This is a genomic window from Gammaproteobacteria bacterium, from assembly GCA_029880545.1.
Taxonomy (GTDB): domain Bacteria; phylum Pseudomonadota; class Gammaproteobacteria; order Acidiferrobacterales; family SZUA-150; genus JAOUOD01.
This window is the reverse complement of record JAOUOD010000017.1, coordinates 16,533-31,721: the sequence shown is the minus strand read 5'-3', so window position 1 is coordinate 31,721 and position 15,189 is coordinate 16,533. Positions and strand designations below refer to the sequence as shown.

Sequence of the window (15,189 nt, the reverse complement as noted above, 5' to 3'; positions counted from 1 at the left end):
GCCTGGAACGCGTGTATACGGAAACGTATCGAGGGTTCGAATCCCTCTCTCTCCGCCAGACCAAATAAAAAAGACCCCCTTGCGGGGTCTTTTTTATTTGATTGGTGATGTGTGCAGGTATTCGAACCCTCGATGAAAGCTATAGGCCGGTTCGACGACCGCATGACATGCGGGCGAACGCCGGCGCACGGTACGTGCAACGGCGGCCCGAAGGGTAGGGCGACAGCCCGAGTAATCCCTCTCTCTGATTATGGAACTGCCCGCGACGCTTCATTGAGTGCCTGAATGAGCCATCGTCTAAGGTTCTGTTCTATCCCATGACCGCCTTGAGTTCTTGATTGATTTTCGTGGCGGGAATCGCTTCTGTATTCAGCGGTCCCAAGCAACAAAGGGCCCTCAGAAGAGGACCCTTTTTTGTTTGGCTGCGTGACCGAACTATGCGAGGGAATGCTGAATGAAGCCCGCAGGGCTTCTACAGCACCGGAAGGCGTTGCGGGTCGTGGCCGCATTATCCGATCGCCAACGAAAACTGTGTTTGGGCTCTTGATTGATTTTCGTGGCGGGAATCGCTTCTGTATTCAGCGGTCCCAAGCAACAAAGGGCCCTCAGAAGAGGACCCTTTTTTGTTTGGCTGCGTGACCGAACTATGCGAGGGAATGCTGAATGAAGCCCGCAGGGCTTCTACAGCACCGGAAGGCGTTGCGGGTCGTGGCCGCATTATCCGATCGCCAACGAAAACTGTGTTTGGGCTCTTGATTGATTTTCGTGGCGGGAATCGCTTCTGTATTCAGCGGTCCCAAGCAACAAAGGGCCCTCAGAAGAGGACCCTTTTTTGTTTGGCGCGCCCGGAAGGAGTCGAACCTCCGACCACCTGGTTCGTAGCCAGGTACTCTATCCAGCTGAGCTACGGGCGCGAAGAGGCGCGAATTATTCAGGGCTGACGTCAACCTGTCAAGCGGCACAGCCCAACGAACAGGCATTTTACATGGTGAGACATTGTCGTGCTGGTATTTTCGGCTTTTTCCGCTACATTTTGGGCTCCAGAAAAAGTGCGAAGCCGGAATGGAGTCACTGTTATAATCCCCATAGATCCGGGACTGGATTGGCGAAAAAAGAAACTACGAACCGGGCGAATAGTCGCAACATATGCAACCTACCAATCTGGCGAAATCCAAGGCTTCACCTGTCTTCGGCACAAGGAAAGAACATCTTCCAATACTGATCCTGGTTGCGGTTATCGGACTGGCAGTCACTATATCTGCCTATGTCAAGGTTCGGGACTGGGAGCTGTCCCGGGAGCTCTCATCCTATGAGAAACGTAGCCAGACCTACGTCGTGGTCCTGAAGGGTCGTCTTGAGCAATACCTGGCTCAAATGAAAGCCGCAAAACGGTTTTACGAATCCTCGCAAGAAGTGAGCAGCTCCAGCTTTCACCTGTTTGTCGACCCAATTATTCGCGACTACCCGGAGATCGACGCGATTATCTGGGTGCCCAGGGTGACCAGGGTGACCAGGACAGAGCGAGCGAAGTTCGAACGCAATCTGTCAGCGAGCCATCGTTCAAAAAAACAGATTTACGAAGTAGCTCAAAACACCGGTTACCCGGAAAAGAAACGCGGAACTGCCGAAGTCTACTACCCGGTAGCCGATGTCTCACCAAGGACAACTCACGGCTACATTATCGGGTACGATGTCGGCTCTGATGCGGCACGCAGGTCCCTGCTGCAGCAGGCTGAGCTAACCGGGAGGCCGGTATTTGTTTCCAACATAGGGTCTTTGCACGTCCAGGAGAATCGCTTTGACGCATTAGCGATTTTCCCGGTGCTGAAGAGTAATGGAACGGATAATTCCAGGGGCGACGTGCTGGGATTTCTTATTCTTGAGCTGGATATCGGTACTACATTTGAGGCGTCCATTGTCGGCTTGCCGCCGACTGGCAGCGATATTTCGGTTCTGGATGTATCGTCGCCATCAGCGGAGCGCCATATCTATATGCATCGCACCCGACTGGCTCATTCAGGGGACCCGGTCAACCAGAATACAAAAGCGGTGCTTGAAGTCAGGCTGCCCCTTGAGTTACCCGGAATAAAATGGGCCCTGGAGTTCAAATCCTCATCACATTATTTCAGTCGCACCGTCAATACACGCTCGTGGTTTGTCCTGGTGGTTGGGTTAATGCTGACTGGAGGATTGATCGCGGTATTACAATCCAATGCCCGGAAAATGCTGGAGGTTGAAGGGCTGGTGGGGACCCGAACCGAGCAGCTGCAAGCCACTGAGTACAAGCAGCGCGCAATACTCGAAGCTGTTGCCGAGGGCGTGGTAACCATAGACTCACAAGGTAATATTGAAACCTTTAATCCGGCCGCAGAGCTCGTATTCGGTTACACCGAACAAGAGGTTTCCGGCAGAAATGTATCTATTCTGCTGCCGGAAAATGAACGTGTTCTTCATGAACAATACACCGATAAATCGACTCTTAATGCTCCGCGGATCATCAATAATGCCAGGGATCTTTTTGGTCAGCGAAAAGACGGAAGCCAGTTTCCAATGGAGCTGAATGTCGCGCCGGTAATGTTTGGTCAGAAACGCGGTTTTGTCGGTATTTTGAGAGACATCACCAAGCGAAAACAGGCAGCCGATGAGCTGATGCAAGCCAAGGAACAAGCTGAAGAGTCCAACAGGGCGAAATCCGATTTCCTGTCAAGAATGAGTCACGAGTTGCGTACGCCGTTGAATGCCATACTCGGATTTGCCCAGGTGCTGGAACTGGATGAGCAATCGCTCAGTGAAGATCAGCAGGATTCTGTTCGACACATCCTCAAGGGCGGCTATCATCTTCTGGAATTGATCAATGAAGTACTGGATCTGGCCAAGGTGGAAAGCGGAAAGATTTCACTTTCCATTGAGCCTGTTGAAACCAGGGAGCTGGTAGAAGCGTGTTATCTGCTGGCGAAGCCGTTGGCAGACAAGGCAGAGATTGCCATCCAGGTTCAATTTGAGCCAGATGTCAGTGCGGTATTGGCTGACCGGGTGCGTCTGAAACAGGTGTTGATGAACCTGATCTCCAACGCTATCAAGTACAACAGGCCCAAGGGTAAAGTAGATATCAAGGTCGCCAACGCCGAAGCAGGGCAAGTCCGGTTTACCGTGACCGATACCGGTCCGGGAATTGATCTGAATGATATCAGCAAGTTGTTTGAACCATTTCATCGGCTCAACGCTGAAAACAGCGATATAGAAGGCAGCGGAATTGGCCTGACCATCACCGAAAAACTTCTGAAGATAATGGCCGGGAAGATTGTCGTTGAAAGCCATGTTGGCAAGGGCAGCAGCTTTATAGTTGAGTTACCCGTCGCTGAGATGCCCGCCGGGTTCGAATCCGGCGACGATGAAGGAACTCCCAACCCGGGATTTGCGGAAGCGGGAGACATCAGTGGCCTGAGCATCCTGTATATCGAGGATAACCCGGCCAACCTGAAGCTGGTTCAGCATATCCTTGGTCGGCGCTATGATTTTACGTTGTTATCCGCAGACAATGCCGTACTCGGCCTTGAGCTGGCGGCAGCGCATGTTCCCGACCTGGTATTGATGGATATTAACCTGCCGGGAATGGATGGCTTCGAAGCGATGGAAAAACTGCAGCAGGATCCCGCCACCGTTGATATTCCGGTCATTGCCGTAAGCGCCAATGCCATGCCCGGGGATGTGGGGCGAGGCATGTCTGCCGGGTTTCGGGCCTATGTTACCAAGCCTATAGACATAGGAGAGTTTCTGGCGGCGATAGACGCGGTACTGCAAGACCGGCCTGCCGGCCAGGGATAGCGTTTGTCCGGCCCATGTTTCCTCCCGTTGGTTTGAGCTGATAATGCCATTATTGATGTGGTAAGGTTGGCGGGCGTTTCACAGACAAACCTATACCAAGTGCAGGGTAACCATGGACAATATCAGTAACGCGGGAAAATGGCCGCGAATCCTGTTTTTCCTTTTCCAGCTCGTATTATTGGCCGGGGCCGGTCTTGGTGCGATGATGTTTCGCGCTCCCGAACAGGCAATGCATACCGGGTTTTATCTTGCCGTGGCCACAGCCCTGGTGCTGGTACTGTACGCATGGTTTAGAATCCATCCTCGATCAGCGCCTTTAAAAGGTGAGGCGTTCTACCTGTTCCTTTCGGGTGTGATTGTCACCAGCCTGCCATTGTTGTATTACCTGGCTACCGGGGGATTTGGTCTGTACAAGATCGTACAGTTCAGGTTGTTTGAGAGTGGCGCCAGTATCACCGCCTACGAAGAATCGCCGGTCAATCTGCCCGGATTTGCCCAGCCTGTCGGGGTAAAGATGACGCTAACGTTATCCCATTCCGTAAATCCTGGCGGCTGGATTCGTAATCCACGCATCGTGATTGCCGGATCATCGCCGCTGGATGGCACCGGTAAAACAGAGCCAGATGGAAAGGCCGGGTCCTCGATACCTGCAGAAGCTTACTGGGATTTCTGCCAGGCGCCGATAGTGGAAGGAGCCGGCTGTTTTACCCAGCCTATCTGGCCAATACGGGATTACCCGGTGTTATCGGACAGTGGTACTACCGTGCTTTCCTACGAAATATATCCATCAAATCTCTATTATGTCGATGAAAAGCGAACCAGAATCTGTCTGCGATCACGCGCGCCCTACGAGGGCGTGACACCTGTCGGCGGTCTCGTTGTGCATTGGCATCTTGCCTATAACGAACAATTACTGAATATAGCGGGCTTGCTGGAGGACCGTATTCGCGAACAGTCCGCTTTCTTTCGAAACACGGAAGGGATAAAGTGGTCGTATTCCAGCCTGCAGTCTGAAGATGTAATTCAGGCTGGTTATCAGCCTTGTGCAGCGATGGATGCCATTCGGTTCTCGGAAGAAACCGAATGCTATTGTCGGGGCGGGGCGATATCGACCGCTAGTGACAAATCTTCGGCACAGTGACAATTTTTTGCATTCACAACAAAGAAATTATTTTCGCTCTATACCATAGATTATTTGCAGTTTGTGGAAATTCCACGTCTGTAAGTGTATGAAATTAAATCCTTAATTCAATGGGTGATTCGTCTTGTTGCTAACTGGCACAAAAACTGAATAGCAATACCCGGGAGCAGATCAACTTTATGCCTAATTCCGATTCTTTGGGTGGGGGTAAATGATCTAGCCTTTAATGAGGAATTGTTTATTATTGAGTTAATGAGTCGGCCATCGGCCTTCGGGCCGAGTAGGAATGGAGTTTCCAGGATAACTGATGAGGATGAGTGAATGAAGATTGCACTTCTTGAAGACGATGAGCACCAGGCCAGGTTGTTGCAATTGTGGTTGCAGCAGATGGGTTACGACTGCGAAACCTTTGGTACCGGTCAGGAATTCATGCGTGCAGTGGGCCGGGAAAGTTACGATGTTCATGTTATTGACTGGATGTTGCCTGATACCGACGGAATAGAGATTCTCAAGTGGGTGCGAGAACAGAAGGGTTCCACAATCCCGGTGCTGTTTGTCACCTCCCGCGATGCCGAAGAGGATATCGTCAAGGCGCTGGAGACCGGCGCCGACGAATATATCTCAAAGCCGGTAGCGGAGAAGGAATTCCTCGCCCGGTTTAACGCCCTGGTAAGGCGGGCGATACCGCAAACCGATAATGAGAAGCACCTTGTGTTTGGCAACTATGACGTCGACTGTGTCGGGCGAAATATCAAGACCGGCGATGACACCATTGATCTTACCAACAAGGAATTTGAACTGGCTCTGTTCCTGTTCAGGAATATTGGCCGTATTCTTTCGCGGGGCTATATACTAGAAACTGTGTGGGGGCGTTCCGCCAAGATTAATACCCGCACTGTAGATACTCACATAAGTCGTTTGCGCAACAAGCTTAACCTGAATCCTGATGGAGGCTGGAAGCTGTCCGCCATATATCAGCACGGGTATCGTCTGGAACACATTGGTGGTAGTGAACCAGGGGCGGCAAGTTCTGCCGGGCAGGCTCATGAAGTGATGCACTGATACTGCCTTGCAATGAATCAAAAAGGCCTGCATACGCAGGCCTTTTTGATTCTGGTGTAGTTACAAGACCAGCTATATTTCATCAGGGTCAAATGCCTTGATGCTGAGCGCATGGATTTCCCGTGGCATCATGTCGCCCAGCGCGGTGTAAACCAGGCGGTGCCGTGACATGGTGTTCAGGTTGCGAAAGGCGTCGGCAACTATGGTAACAACATAATGACCGGCACCACCCTTGGCCCCGGCATGACCGGCATGTAAATGACTTTCGTCAATAATCTCCAGGCTTTCCGGTTTCAGTGTATCACGCAGCCTGCGCTCTATTTCCTGTGCCCGTTCATTCATGGCAGTACCTTTTTGTATGGCTTGACCACAACATCACGGTAAACACCGCCGCTGATATAAGGATCGTCATTGGCCCAGTTGTTCGCATCATGTAGCGAATCAAACTCGGCAATCACGACGCTGCCGCTAAAGCCGGCCTGACCGGGGTCTTCGGCATCAATGGCCGGGCATGGTCCGGCAACCAACAATCGTCCCTGCTTGTTCAGTGCTTCGAGACGCGCAAGGTGGGCGGCGCGCACCGCCAGTCGTTTTTCCAGGCTGTTATCGACATCGGTACCAATTATGACATAGTACATCAGGATTGCTCCCCGCTTGTTTTGTTGTCATCCGTTTCTTCCATGTGACGAGACATGATGATCGCCTGGATGATGACAAATACAAATGTCAGTGCCATCAGGCCAAAGACCTTGAAGTTGACCCAGATTTCCCGACGCATGTCATCAGCAAGGTCGAGACCATAATAAAAGGCAACATAAACGTTCAGCAGGCCCACGACGACAAAAAACACCACCCATTGCAGGTTCAGGTTGCGCCACATTGTGTCAGGCAGCTTGACCTGGCCATCAAACATGCGCTGGGTAATGGAGCGACCGCCGCGCAAGCCGCTGACCAGGAATACGCCGGCGAGAATCCAGTAGACGATGCTCGGTTTCCACTTGATGAAAGTTTCGTCCTGAAGCAGCAGGGTCAGGCCACCGAAAAAGCTGATGGCAGCCAGGCCGACAATGTGAGCAGTTTCAAATTTGCGGTGACGCCAGTAGTACCAGCCTACCTGGATGAAGGAGGCGACAATCGCGGTTGCCGTTGCCGCATAGATTCCGTGTAACTTGAACGCGGCAAAAAACAGGATGAGTGGAAAAAAATCGTATAAAAACTTCATCAGCTCACTGTCCGGTTTGGTGGCCGCGTATTCTGGCATTACAATTGCGGTTCGGGCAACCATGCAAGCCAACCGGGAATTGACTGATACCCCATGAATCGATGTTACGATCTTCATACACACACCCATCTATCGGATGGCAGTTTGTCGCCAAAAGAGCTGGTAAATGCGGCCGCCGTAGCCGGCGTACAGGTGCTGGCACTGACTGATCACGATACCACCGCCGGGCTTGAAGAGGCTGCGGTACTGGCAGCGGAGCAGGATATCGAGTTTGTTCCCGGTGTCGAGATATCGGCAACCTGGTCGGGTAGAACGGTGCATATTGTCGGACTTCAAATCGATCCCGCCAACGAAACCCTGCAGCGCGGCCTGGACCGACTGGTGGCGATTCGCCATGAGCGTGCGGCGGTCATGAGTCAGAAACTGGTTAAGAAGGGTTTTGATTCCATGGAACAGGAGTTACGAAACCATGTGCATGGACCCATCGTCAGTCGCACCCATTTTGCCCGCGCGCTGGTGAGTGCCGGACATGCACGCGATATTCCCCAGGCATTCAAGAAATATCTCAGCGGCGGCAAGGCGGGGTATGCACAAACTGAATGGGCCAGCCTTGAACAGGCCGTGGAATGGATACGTGTTGCTGGTGGTCATGCAGTTATTGCTCATCCAGGTCGCTACAAGCTTGGCAGCGGGCGCTTGCGTGCGTTGTTTGCTGAATTTGCCGAGATTGGCGGTGAAGCCGTGGAGGTGATTTCAGGCAGCCAGCACCCAGGTGAAACCGAGAAGATATCCCGTTTTGCCAAGGAGTTTCAGCTCATGGCGTCAGTAGGTTCGGACTACCACGGTCCGGAGCAACGCTGGCTCAGTCTTGGGCGCTTGCCGAAACTGCCCGTGGAGTGTGATCCGATCTGGCGACGGTGGCTGGACTCAAGTGGTGATCCCGGGACTTCATAGAAGCATGCTGATTTTCTGACGATCACATCGCGGGCTGGAATGTTCCTGACCGGTGTTTGATGAATCAAGCCGAACACCTGTACACCCTTGCTCATCGCATGAATTGAATCGGGACAATTTTTGCCTCGTCAGCCCGGAGCTGTCCAGGTCTTGCATCCATCGACGAACCCTCATCGTGCGTTGACATTACCCCGGCAAAAACGCACGATTCGCGCGTCACGAATCAATCTCCAGGGCAGGTGAGCATATGGACCAGGTAAGTGTTGCGTTGGGCTCGGTGCAGGAATTCTGGCAGCAGATAATTCAGTTCATGCCGAAGTTTATTGCGGCCGTGATCGTATTGGTTGCCGGTTGGCTGTTGGCGAAGGCACTGGCCTACGGTGTATTGAAAGGGTTGAGGCTGGTGAATTTCGATACCTTGACTGATCGCGCCGGTATCGACAAGTTTCTCAAGCAGGGCGGAATCAAGAAGACCACCATTGATATAATTGGTGTGTTGATCTACTGGCTGATCATTCTCGCTACCTGGCTTGTCGCATTCAATATGCTTGGCCTGACCGTGGTATCAGACCTGGTCAGTCGTATTGCCCAGTTCATTCCCAATGTCATTGTTTCCATCCTGATCCTGACTGTCGGACTGTATTTCGCCCGGTTTGTCTCAGAATCTGTCGTGGCCTACGGCAAGAACGTCGGCATGGAAGACGCCGAGATCATGGGCCGACTTTCGCGCTACGCCATCATGGTATTTGTCATCATTATCGCCCTGGGTCAGATGAATATCGGTGATGCCATTTTATACCCGGCGTTCCTGATCCTGTTTGGCGGTATTGTGCTGGCAATGGCGCTAGCCTTTGGCATTGGTGGCCAAAAGTGGGCTGCCGGTGAAATCGAGAAATTCTTCAGCAAGAGCCGAAAACGAAAATAACGGGTCGCCGTGGTCGCGGTAATGGAGTTGGGTAGTGGCGCAGTATTTTGAGATACATCCGGTGAATCCCCAGGTCAGGCTGATTCGCCAGGCTGTGGAGATCCTGCACGGTGGCGGTGTCATTGCCTACCCAACCGACTCCAGCTACGCGCTGGGTTGTCACCTGGGCGACAAGGCGGCGATGGACAAAATCAGCCGGATTCGACGCCTGGGCCAGGAGCATGATTTTACCCTGGTGTGCAGCGACCTGTCCGAATTGGCGAACTATGCTAAGGTCAGCAATGCCGATTTCCGGTTGCTCAAGCATTGTACGCCTGGCCCGTATACCTTTGTTTTGCCGGCATCCCGGGAAGTGCCTCGGCGCCTGCTGAATCCGAAGCGCAAGACTATCGGCCTGCGCGTGCCCGACAACGCCATTGTCCGGGCGCTTCTGGAGTCACTTGGCGAGCCCATCATGAGCGCGACCCTGATGTTGCCCGGGGACAGTTTGCCGCTGAATGACCCGCAGGAAATACGTGAGCGACTCGAGCGCGAGCTGGACCTGGTGATAGATGGCGGCGCTTGCCCGCTGGAGCCCACGACCGTGGTGCGACTCCTGGACGGTACTCCCGAACTGCTCAGGCGAGGCAAGGGTGATCTCGAATGCCTGGGGCTGTCGGAGCTACTGCCAGAAGATGAGTTCGCCTGATATACTCGGGCGCTAATGTGTGAAACCCGTTTCCCCGACATGAGAATAACCGCGCAATCAGGCAGTCTTTGCCCTGAGCCTGCTGCATTAACCCTACAGGAAACCCGATAAGAATGAACACTGTTTTACCCGGCCAGCCGATGCGCGTGCTTTCCGGTATGCGGCCTACTGGCCGCTTGCACCTGGGCCATTACCACGGCGTCCTGAAAAACTGGATCAAGCTGCAGAATGAATACGAGTGTTTCTTTTTTGTCGCTGATTGGCATGCGCTGACGACGCACTACGAGGACCCGGGTGTTATCGGTGACAGCGTCTGGGAAATGGTGATTGACTGGCTGGCGGCGGGTGTGGATCCGCAGCATGCGGTGCTGTTTTTCCAGTCCCGGATTCCCCAGCATGCGGAGCTCTATACGTTGTTGTCGATGATAACGCCGCTATCATGGCTGGAACGGGTGCCGACCTACAAGGATCAGCAACAAAAACTCAAGGACAAGGATTTATCTACCTACGGTTTCCTGGGTTACCCGCTGTTGCAGGCCGCCGACATTCTCATGTACCGCGCCGGCGGCGTGCCTGTCGGTGAAGACCAGGTGGTGCACGTGGAGCTGACCCGGGAAGTGGCGCGTCGGTTCAACCATATCTATGGCCGCGAGCCCGGTTACGAGGAAAAGGCCGAGGCGGCGATCAAGAAAATGGGCAAAAAGGCCGCCAAGCTGTACCGTGAGTGCCTGACAGCTTACCAGGAAAAGGGTGATGACGAAGCCTTGGCCAAGGCCAGGCAAGTGCTGGAGAATCAGCAAAATATTACCCTGGGCGACCGGGAGCGGCTGTTCGGCTTCCTTGAGGGCGGCGGCCGTATCATTCTGCCTGAGCCACAGGCACTGCTGACGACAGCGGCCAAGATGCCAGGCCTGGACGGGCAAAAAATGTCCAAGTCCTACAATAATACGATTGCCTTGCGTGATGACGCGGTAACGATTGAGAAGAATTTGCGTACCATGCCAACCGACACCAATCGCGTGCGTCGTGATGATCCGGGTGACCCGGGCCGGTGCCCGGTATGGCAGTTCCACGAGGTCTATTCCGATGACAAGACCCGGGAATGGGCCAGGGAAGGTTGTACAACTGCCGGGATTGGCTGTGTTGAATGCAAGCAGCCGGTCATCAGCGCCGTGCTGGCGGAGCTGGAGCCGATTCAGCAACGGGCAGCCGAGTTTTCCAGGGATGCGGCGCTGGTGCAGAATATCATCACCGAGGGCTGTCAGCGGGCCCGTGATGTTGCTGAAGAGACCATGGAAGAAGTGCGTGCCGCCATGGGCCTGCAATACTAAATGAGAATACAACAACCATGACCGAAAACACCGAGCATAACGAGCAGCCGGACTTGCAGGCACCGCGGCAGGAAGAGATGCCGTTTGCCATCGTTCGTGGCGAAGCGGTCACCGAGTTGCCAAAGGACTTGTATATTCCACCCGATGCACTGGAAGTCATCCTGGACGCATTTGAGGGGCCACTGGACTTGCTGCTGTACCTGATTCGCAAGCAGAACCTGGATATTCTCGATATCCCGGTTGCCCAGATTACCGACCAGTACGTGTCCTACATCAACCTGATGCAGGAAATGCGCCTGGAACTGGCAGCGGAATACCTGGTGATGGCTGCGATGCTGGCGGAGATCAAGTCACGCATGCTGTTGCCGCGACCCGAGAAAGAAGAGGAAGAAGGCGGCGATCCACGTGCCGAACTGGTGCGGCGGTTGCAGGAATACGAGCGTTATCGCAAGGCAGCTGAAGATATCAATGAGTTGCCGCGTGTCGGCCGCGATCTGTATGTTGCCGTGGCAGAGTTTCATGGCGAGCGGCCCAAGGCGCCACCGCCGGATGTGCGCTTTGATGACCTGGTCGCGGCTTTCAAGCGTGTGCTTGATCGTGCCGAGCTGAACAAGCATCACCATATCACACGTGAATTGTTATCCGTGCGTGAGCGTATGACCATGGTACTCGAGGTTGTGAACAGTGAAACATTCACACCTTTTGAAAAACTGTTTAATCTCAAGGAAGGGCGCATGGGCCTGGTAGTGACCTTCATGGCCATTCTTGAGCTGATCAAGGAATCCTTGCTGGTTCTGCAACAGGCAGAACCGTATGCACCTATTCATGTCAAGGCGGCAGCGTAATGTCAGAAGTTGAACAAATCGAAGAAACTGAATCCATGGAACCTTCAGAATCTGCCGAGCAGAACAATGATCAGGCCAGTGAACAGGCTGGCGAGCAATTTGATGATAACGATATCGACGTTGCCGCCGACATTGTTGTGAATGCCGAAATCAAGAATATTATCGAAGCCGCACTGCTGGTAGCCGGTGGTCCATTATCCTTGAACAAGATGTTGGCACTGTTCCCCGAAGATTCGCAGCCGGATCGCGAAGAAATCAAGGCGGCGCTGGTGTCCATTGAGGAAGACTATACGGACCGCGGCATTGAACTGAAACAGATTGAACGTGGCTGGCGCATCCAGAGTCGCGAAAAATACGTAAACTGGCTGTCACGCCTGACCGAGGAAAAACCACCTCGCTATTCGCGGGCTGCCCTCGAAACATTGGCTATCATTGCCTATCGTCAACCGGTCACCCGTGGCGACATCGAGGAAATTCGCGGCGTTTCGGTCAGTTCGGAAATCATTCGCCAGCTCCAGGAGCGTGACTGGGTCAGGCAGGTGGGCCAGCGTGATGTGCCCGGCAAGCCATCCTTGTATGGCACCACGCGCGGATTCCTTGAATATTTCAATCTCAAGAGCCTGAGCGAATTGCCAACACTGGCCGAATTACGTGATCTTGATGATATTAGCCGGGAGCTGAACCTGCCCCTGGGCCTGGGCAGCAGGGATGCCGAGGCAGCCACCGAGTTACCGGGAGAAGCCGAAGCCGAGTCCGAGTCCATGGAAACCGTCACTGATGAACCGGCCATGGATGACGAGACACGGGAAGCAGCAGTGGTTGCCGCGACTGAAGCTGAAGTCACCGATGAAACCACGGAATCCGGATCAGTCGAGCAACCCTGATTCATGGAATTATCCATCAACCTTTGGTTGAGCATCCGCCCATGAGCGCAGTACCGGAAGGCGAAAAGCTGCAAAAGGTCCTGGCCCATGCCGGGCTCGGTTCGCGACGTGAGCTGGAGCGCTGGATTGAAGAGGGCCGTGTATCTGTTGACGGCAAGGTCGTTCAGCTGGGTGCGCGGGTTCTTCCCAATCAAACCATTCGCGTGGATGGCCACATTGTCCATCTTGAGCGCAAGGCGCCAAGACGACGTATTCTTGTTTATAACAAACCCGAAGGTGAAATCTGTACCCGTTCAGACCCGCAAGGCAGGCCGACGGTGTTTGAGTCCTTGCCACGACTGCATAACGGTCGCTGGGTGTCCGTTGGCCGGCTTGATGTCAATACTGGTGGATTGATGTTATTCACAACAGATGGTGAATTGGCCAATCGCCTGATGCATCCGCGTTATGAAATCGAGCGCGAGTATGCGGTCAGGATTCATGGCGAGGTAAGCCAACAAATGCTGCAAGTCCTGCGCAAGGGCGTGGAGCTGGATGACGGGCTCGCCAGTTTTAACAGTATTTCCGATCGTGGCGGAGAAGGCAGCAACCACTGGTATCACGTCACACTTAACGAAGGAAAAAACCGCGAAGTGCGCCGCCTGTGGGAATCGCAAGGACTGCAGGTCAGTCGCCTGACGCGCGTCCGCTTTGGCCCGATCAACCTCTCGCGCCAGGTCAGGCAAGGACGATGGCAGGATCTTGACGAGGCGCAGATACAAGTGCTGTATCAACTGGTCGGGTTGCGCGCAGAAGCGGCGCCCCGATCCAAGCCGGCGCGTGCCAACAAACCGGGAAAGCGTTCGTCCCGTCGTTAACAGTTCTTCATGGTTTGATATGACTTGATTTGCATCAAGCTGTCGTCGTCGCAGTCGCGACATAATGCCGAAAAACCAAGTGGTAAATATGAGGACTGGTAATGAGCAATTTGCCTGAACTTGTCAGTTTCAAGTTCTGCCCGTTTGCACAGCGTGACCTGGTTATCGCGCGCGAAAAGGGTATTGATATCAAGGTTACCTATATCAATCTCAAGGAACCACCGCAGTGGTTCCTTGAGATATCGCCATTCAAGAAGGTACCGCTGTTACGTGTGGGTGATGCGGTATTGTTTGAATCGGCCGCTATTGGCGAATATCTCGATGAATTGAAGTCACCATCGCTGTTGCCGGACGACAAGTTGACCCGGGCCGTTGATCGCGCCTGGATTGTATTTGCATCCGAGCTGAACATGACCAACAGCAAACTGATCAAGGCCGCGACCGGGGATGAATTCGAACAGGTGCGGGACAGTTTGCGAACACAGCTTGCGCATCTCGAACCGGTGGTGCACGGACCATATTTTAATGGCGAGGCGTTTTCACTGGCCGATGCTGCGTATGCCCCGTTCTTCATGCGTATCGCCATTGTTGATGAGGTCAGCCCTCTGAGGCTGTTTGAACCGGATTCGGTGCTGGCCAGTTGGTCAAACCGGTTACTGCAGCGTGAGTCCGTGCAACAATCGGTCGTGGAAGATTTTGCCGCCGCCTACAAGGCCTGGGTTATCGGTATGGGCGGACATTGCTCTGTGCTGTTGAGCTAGGCCCGGAGCACCCGATCGTTTCCGGCAGCTCCCTGAAATGATAATGATTGTTGTCACCAGTCAAGGAAATACTTCGAGACCGGTGGTATAAGGATTTCATTTGCCATTCAGGCTCGGGTATTGTGGAGGTGTCACCATGTCAGCCCGGAACCATTCATTATTCCAGGTATTGCAGGGCCTCTATGAAGGTCTTGCGCGACGCATCTATCTTCAGCGCAGCCGCAGCTATCGATCAGGTGTTTCCGGCGATCACTCTGGCGACGTAGCCAGCCAGCTGGAGCAGTACATCACAAGGGCAAGACCAAAACCGTCGCCGGGATTTGCCGAGCCTGCCGGATCCGGGCAGCCTGCAGTCAGCTCAAAATCAACGACAGCCCGGACGCATTCCGTTGAAGCGTTGCCCAACAGTCTGAGCCGGAATTTTGTTTCCCGGCATGGTGCCGGAGCCATGGAGACTCACCTGGCTGACAAGCTGAAACAAAGTGCCCGGGATCATCTGCACAGCAGTATCCGTCTTGCCAATTCAGGAGACAAGGTCAATGCCAGGCTGCATGCCGGTATCATGACATCGGCAGTCAAGGAAGCGTCTCATTATATGGATGATGACCAATACCGGCAGTTTGTCGTCGAGATTCGTGCGGAGCTGGACCGGGCTGCAGGCAATACATAGGACCGGGCAGGGGTCCAATATCGG

15 protein-coding genes and 1 tRNA gene are annotated in these 15,189 nt (G+C 53.6%); 12 read left to right on the top strand and 4 right to left on the bottom strand.

The features are described 5' to 3' along the window. Positions 1-837 precede the first annotated feature (837 nt). A tRNA-Arg gene (locus tag OEZ10_14520) sits at positions 838-914 on the bottom strand. Positions 915-1,146: 232 nt separating this feature from the next. On the opposite strand from OEZ10_14520, the gene OEZ10_14515 reads away from it, so the two are divergent. The 3 genes from OEZ10_14515 (at position 1,147) to OEZ10_14505 (ending at position 6,028) form a co-directional block, all read left to right on the top strand. Beyond that, complete coding sequence (locus OEZ10_14515; protein ID MDH5634181.1) at positions 1,147-3,825, top strand: PAS domain S-box protein; 2,679 nt, start codon at positions 1,147-1,149, stop codon at positions 3,823-3,825. A 112-nt stretch (positions 3,826-3,937) separates the two neighbouring features. Then, positions 3,938-4,966, top strand: a complete 1,029-nt coding sequence (locus OEZ10_14510) for a hypothetical protein (GenBank protein MDH5634180.1) — start codon at positions 3,938-3,940, stop codon at positions 4,964-4,966. A gap of 321 nt (positions 4,967-5,287) precedes the next feature. Next, positions 5,288-6,028 (top strand): response regulator transcription factor, encoded by a 741-nt coding sequence (locus OEZ10_14505; GenBank protein ID MDH5634179.1) that lies wholly within the window; start codon positions 5,288-5,290, stop codon positions 6,026-6,028. A 72-nt stretch (positions 6,029-6,100) separates the two neighbouring features. Here OEZ10_14505 and OEZ10_14500 read toward each other — a convergent pair whose 3' ends face one another. From OEZ10_14500 to OEZ10_14490, 3 genes are read right to left on the bottom strand one after another with little or no spacing between them, the layout of a single operon-like run. After that, a complete protein-coding gene (locus tag OEZ10_14500; protein ID MDH5634178.1) occupies positions 6,101-6,370 on the bottom strand; it encodes a BolA family transcriptional regulator in 270 nt (89 codons plus the stop codon). Next, positions 6,367-6,666: a YciI family protein gene (locus tag OEZ10_14495; GenBank protein MDH5634177.1), complete on the bottom strand. Its 300-nt coding sequence runs from the start codon at positions 6,664-6,666 to the stop codon at positions 6,367-6,369. Before OEZ10_14495 ends, OEZ10_14500 begins: the two co-directional genes overlap by 4 nt. Continuing rightward, on the bottom strand, positions 6,666-7,250 hold the full coding sequence (locus tag OEZ10_14490; protein ID MDH5634176.1) for a septation protein A: 585 nt from the start codon (positions 7,248-7,250) through the stop codon (positions 6,666-6,668). The genes OEZ10_14495 and OEZ10_14490 overlap by 1 nt, the downstream gene beginning before the upstream one ends. A 93-nt stretch (positions 7,251-7,343) precedes the next feature. Here OEZ10_14490 and OEZ10_14485 point away from each other — a divergent pair, with 93 nt between their 5' ends. The 9 genes from OEZ10_14485 (at position 7,344) to OEZ10_14445 (ending at position 15,165) form a co-directional block, all read left to right on the top strand. Further along, on the top strand, positions 7,344-8,204 hold the full coding sequence (locus tag OEZ10_14485) for a PHP domain-containing protein (protein ID MDH5634175.1): 861 nt from the start codon (positions 7,344-7,346) through the stop codon (positions 8,202-8,204). Positions 8,205-8,451: 247 nt separating this feature from the next. Further along, the gene (locus tag OEZ10_14480; GenBank protein ID MDH5634174.1) at positions 8,452-9,129 is read left to right on the top strand and encodes a hypothetical protein; all 678 of its coding nucleotides are present in this window, start codon (positions 8,452-8,454) and stop codon (positions 9,127-9,129) included. Positions 9,130-9,163: 34 nt separating this feature from the next. Further along, the gene (locus OEZ10_14475; GenBank protein MDH5634173.1) at positions 9,164-9,817 is read left to right on the top strand and encodes an L-threonylcarbamoyladenylate synthase; all 654 of its coding nucleotides are present in this window, start codon (positions 9,164-9,166) and stop codon (positions 9,815-9,817) included. A gap of 113 nt (positions 9,818-9,930) precedes the next feature. Beyond that, the gene (locus OEZ10_14470) at positions 9,931-11,148 is read left to right on the top strand and encodes a tryptophan--tRNA ligase (protein ID MDH5634172.1); all 1,218 of its coding nucleotides are present in this window, start codon (positions 9,931-9,933) and stop codon (positions 11,146-11,148) included. 17 nt (positions 11,149-11,165) lie between these two features. Next, positions 11,166-11,993 (top strand): segregation/condensation protein A, encoded by an 828-nt coding sequence (locus OEZ10_14465; protein MDH5634171.1) that lies wholly within the window; start codon positions 11,166-11,168, stop codon positions 11,991-11,993. Next, on the top strand, positions 11,993-12,877 hold the full coding sequence (gene scpB, locus OEZ10_14460) for an SMC-Scp complex subunit ScpB (protein ID MDH5634170.1): 885 nt from the start codon (positions 11,993-11,995) through the stop codon (positions 12,875-12,877). The genes OEZ10_14465 and scpB overlap by 1 nt, the downstream gene beginning before the upstream one ends. Before the next feature lie 41 nt (positions 12,878-12,918). Continuing rightward, positions 12,919-13,734 (top strand): 23S rRNA pseudouridine(2605) synthase RluB, encoded by an 816-nt coding sequence (rluB, locus tag OEZ10_14455; GenBank protein ID MDH5634169.1) that lies wholly within the window; start codon positions 12,919-12,921, stop codon positions 13,732-13,734. 101 nt (positions 13,735-13,835) lie between these two features. Further along, positions 13,836-14,495: a glutathione S-transferase family protein gene (locus tag OEZ10_14450; protein MDH5634168.1), complete on the top strand. Its 660-nt coding sequence runs from the start codon at positions 13,836-13,838 to the stop codon at positions 14,493-14,495. 136 nt (positions 14,496-14,631) lie between these two features. Beyond that, on the top strand, positions 14,632-15,165 hold the full coding sequence (locus OEZ10_14445) for a hypothetical protein (protein MDH5634167.1): 534 nt from the start codon (positions 14,632-14,634) through the stop codon (positions 15,163-15,165). The last annotated feature ends 24 nt before the right edge of the window (positions 15,166-15,189 follow it).

Bases quoted from the DNA above. Each gene is read 5' to 3' on its own strand.
- OEZ10_14515 (MDH5634181.1), top strand. From the start codon at position 1,147: ATGCAACCTACCAATCTGGCGAAATCCAAGGCTTCACCTGTCTTCGGC.
- OEZ10_14510 (MDH5634180.1), top strand. From the start codon at position 3,938: ATGGACAATATCAGTAACGCGGGAAAATGGCCGCGAATCCTGTTTTTC.
- OEZ10_14505 (MDH5634179.1), top strand. From the start codon at position 5,288: ATGAAGATTGCACTTCTTGAAGACGATGAGCACCAGGCCAGGTTGTTG.
- OEZ10_14500 (MDH5634178.1), bottom strand. From the start codon at position 6,370: ATGAATGAACGGGCACAGGAAATAGAGCGCAGGCTGCGTGATACACTG.
- OEZ10_14495 (MDH5634177.1), bottom strand. From the start codon at position 6,666: ATGTACTATGTCATAATTGGTACCGATGTCGATAACAGCCTGGAAAAA.
- OEZ10_14490 (MDH5634176.1), bottom strand. From the start codon at position 7,250: ATGAAGTTTTTATACGATTTTTTTCCACTCATCCTGTTTTTTGCCGCG.
- OEZ10_14485 (MDH5634175.1), top strand. From the start codon at position 7,344: ATGAATCGATGTTACGATCTTCATACACACACCCATCTATCGGATGGC.
- OEZ10_14480 (MDH5634174.1), top strand. From the start codon at position 8,452: ATGGACCAGGTAAGTGTTGCGTTGGGCTCGGTGCAGGAATTCTGGCAG.
- OEZ10_14470 (MDH5634172.1), top strand. From the start codon at position 9,931: ATGAACACTGTTTTACCCGGCCAGCCGATGCGCGTGCTTTCCGGTATG.
- OEZ10_14465 (MDH5634171.1), top strand. From the start codon at position 11,166: ATGACCGAAAACACCGAGCATAACGAGCAGCCGGACTTGCAGGCACCG.
- scpB (MDH5634170.1), top strand. From the start codon at position 11,993: ATGTCAGAAGTTGAACAAATCGAAGAAACTGAATCCATGGAACCTTCA.
- rluB (MDH5634169.1), top strand. From the start codon at position 12,919: ATGAGCGCAGTACCGGAAGGCGAAAAGCTGCAAAAGGTCCTGGCCCAT.
- OEZ10_14450 (MDH5634168.1), top strand. From the start codon at position 13,836: ATGAGCAATTTGCCTGAACTTGTCAGTTTCAAGTTCTGCCCGTTTGCA.
- OEZ10_14445 (MDH5634167.1), top strand. From the start codon at position 14,632: ATGTCAGCCCGGAACCATTCATTATTCCAGGTATTGCAGGGCCTCTAT.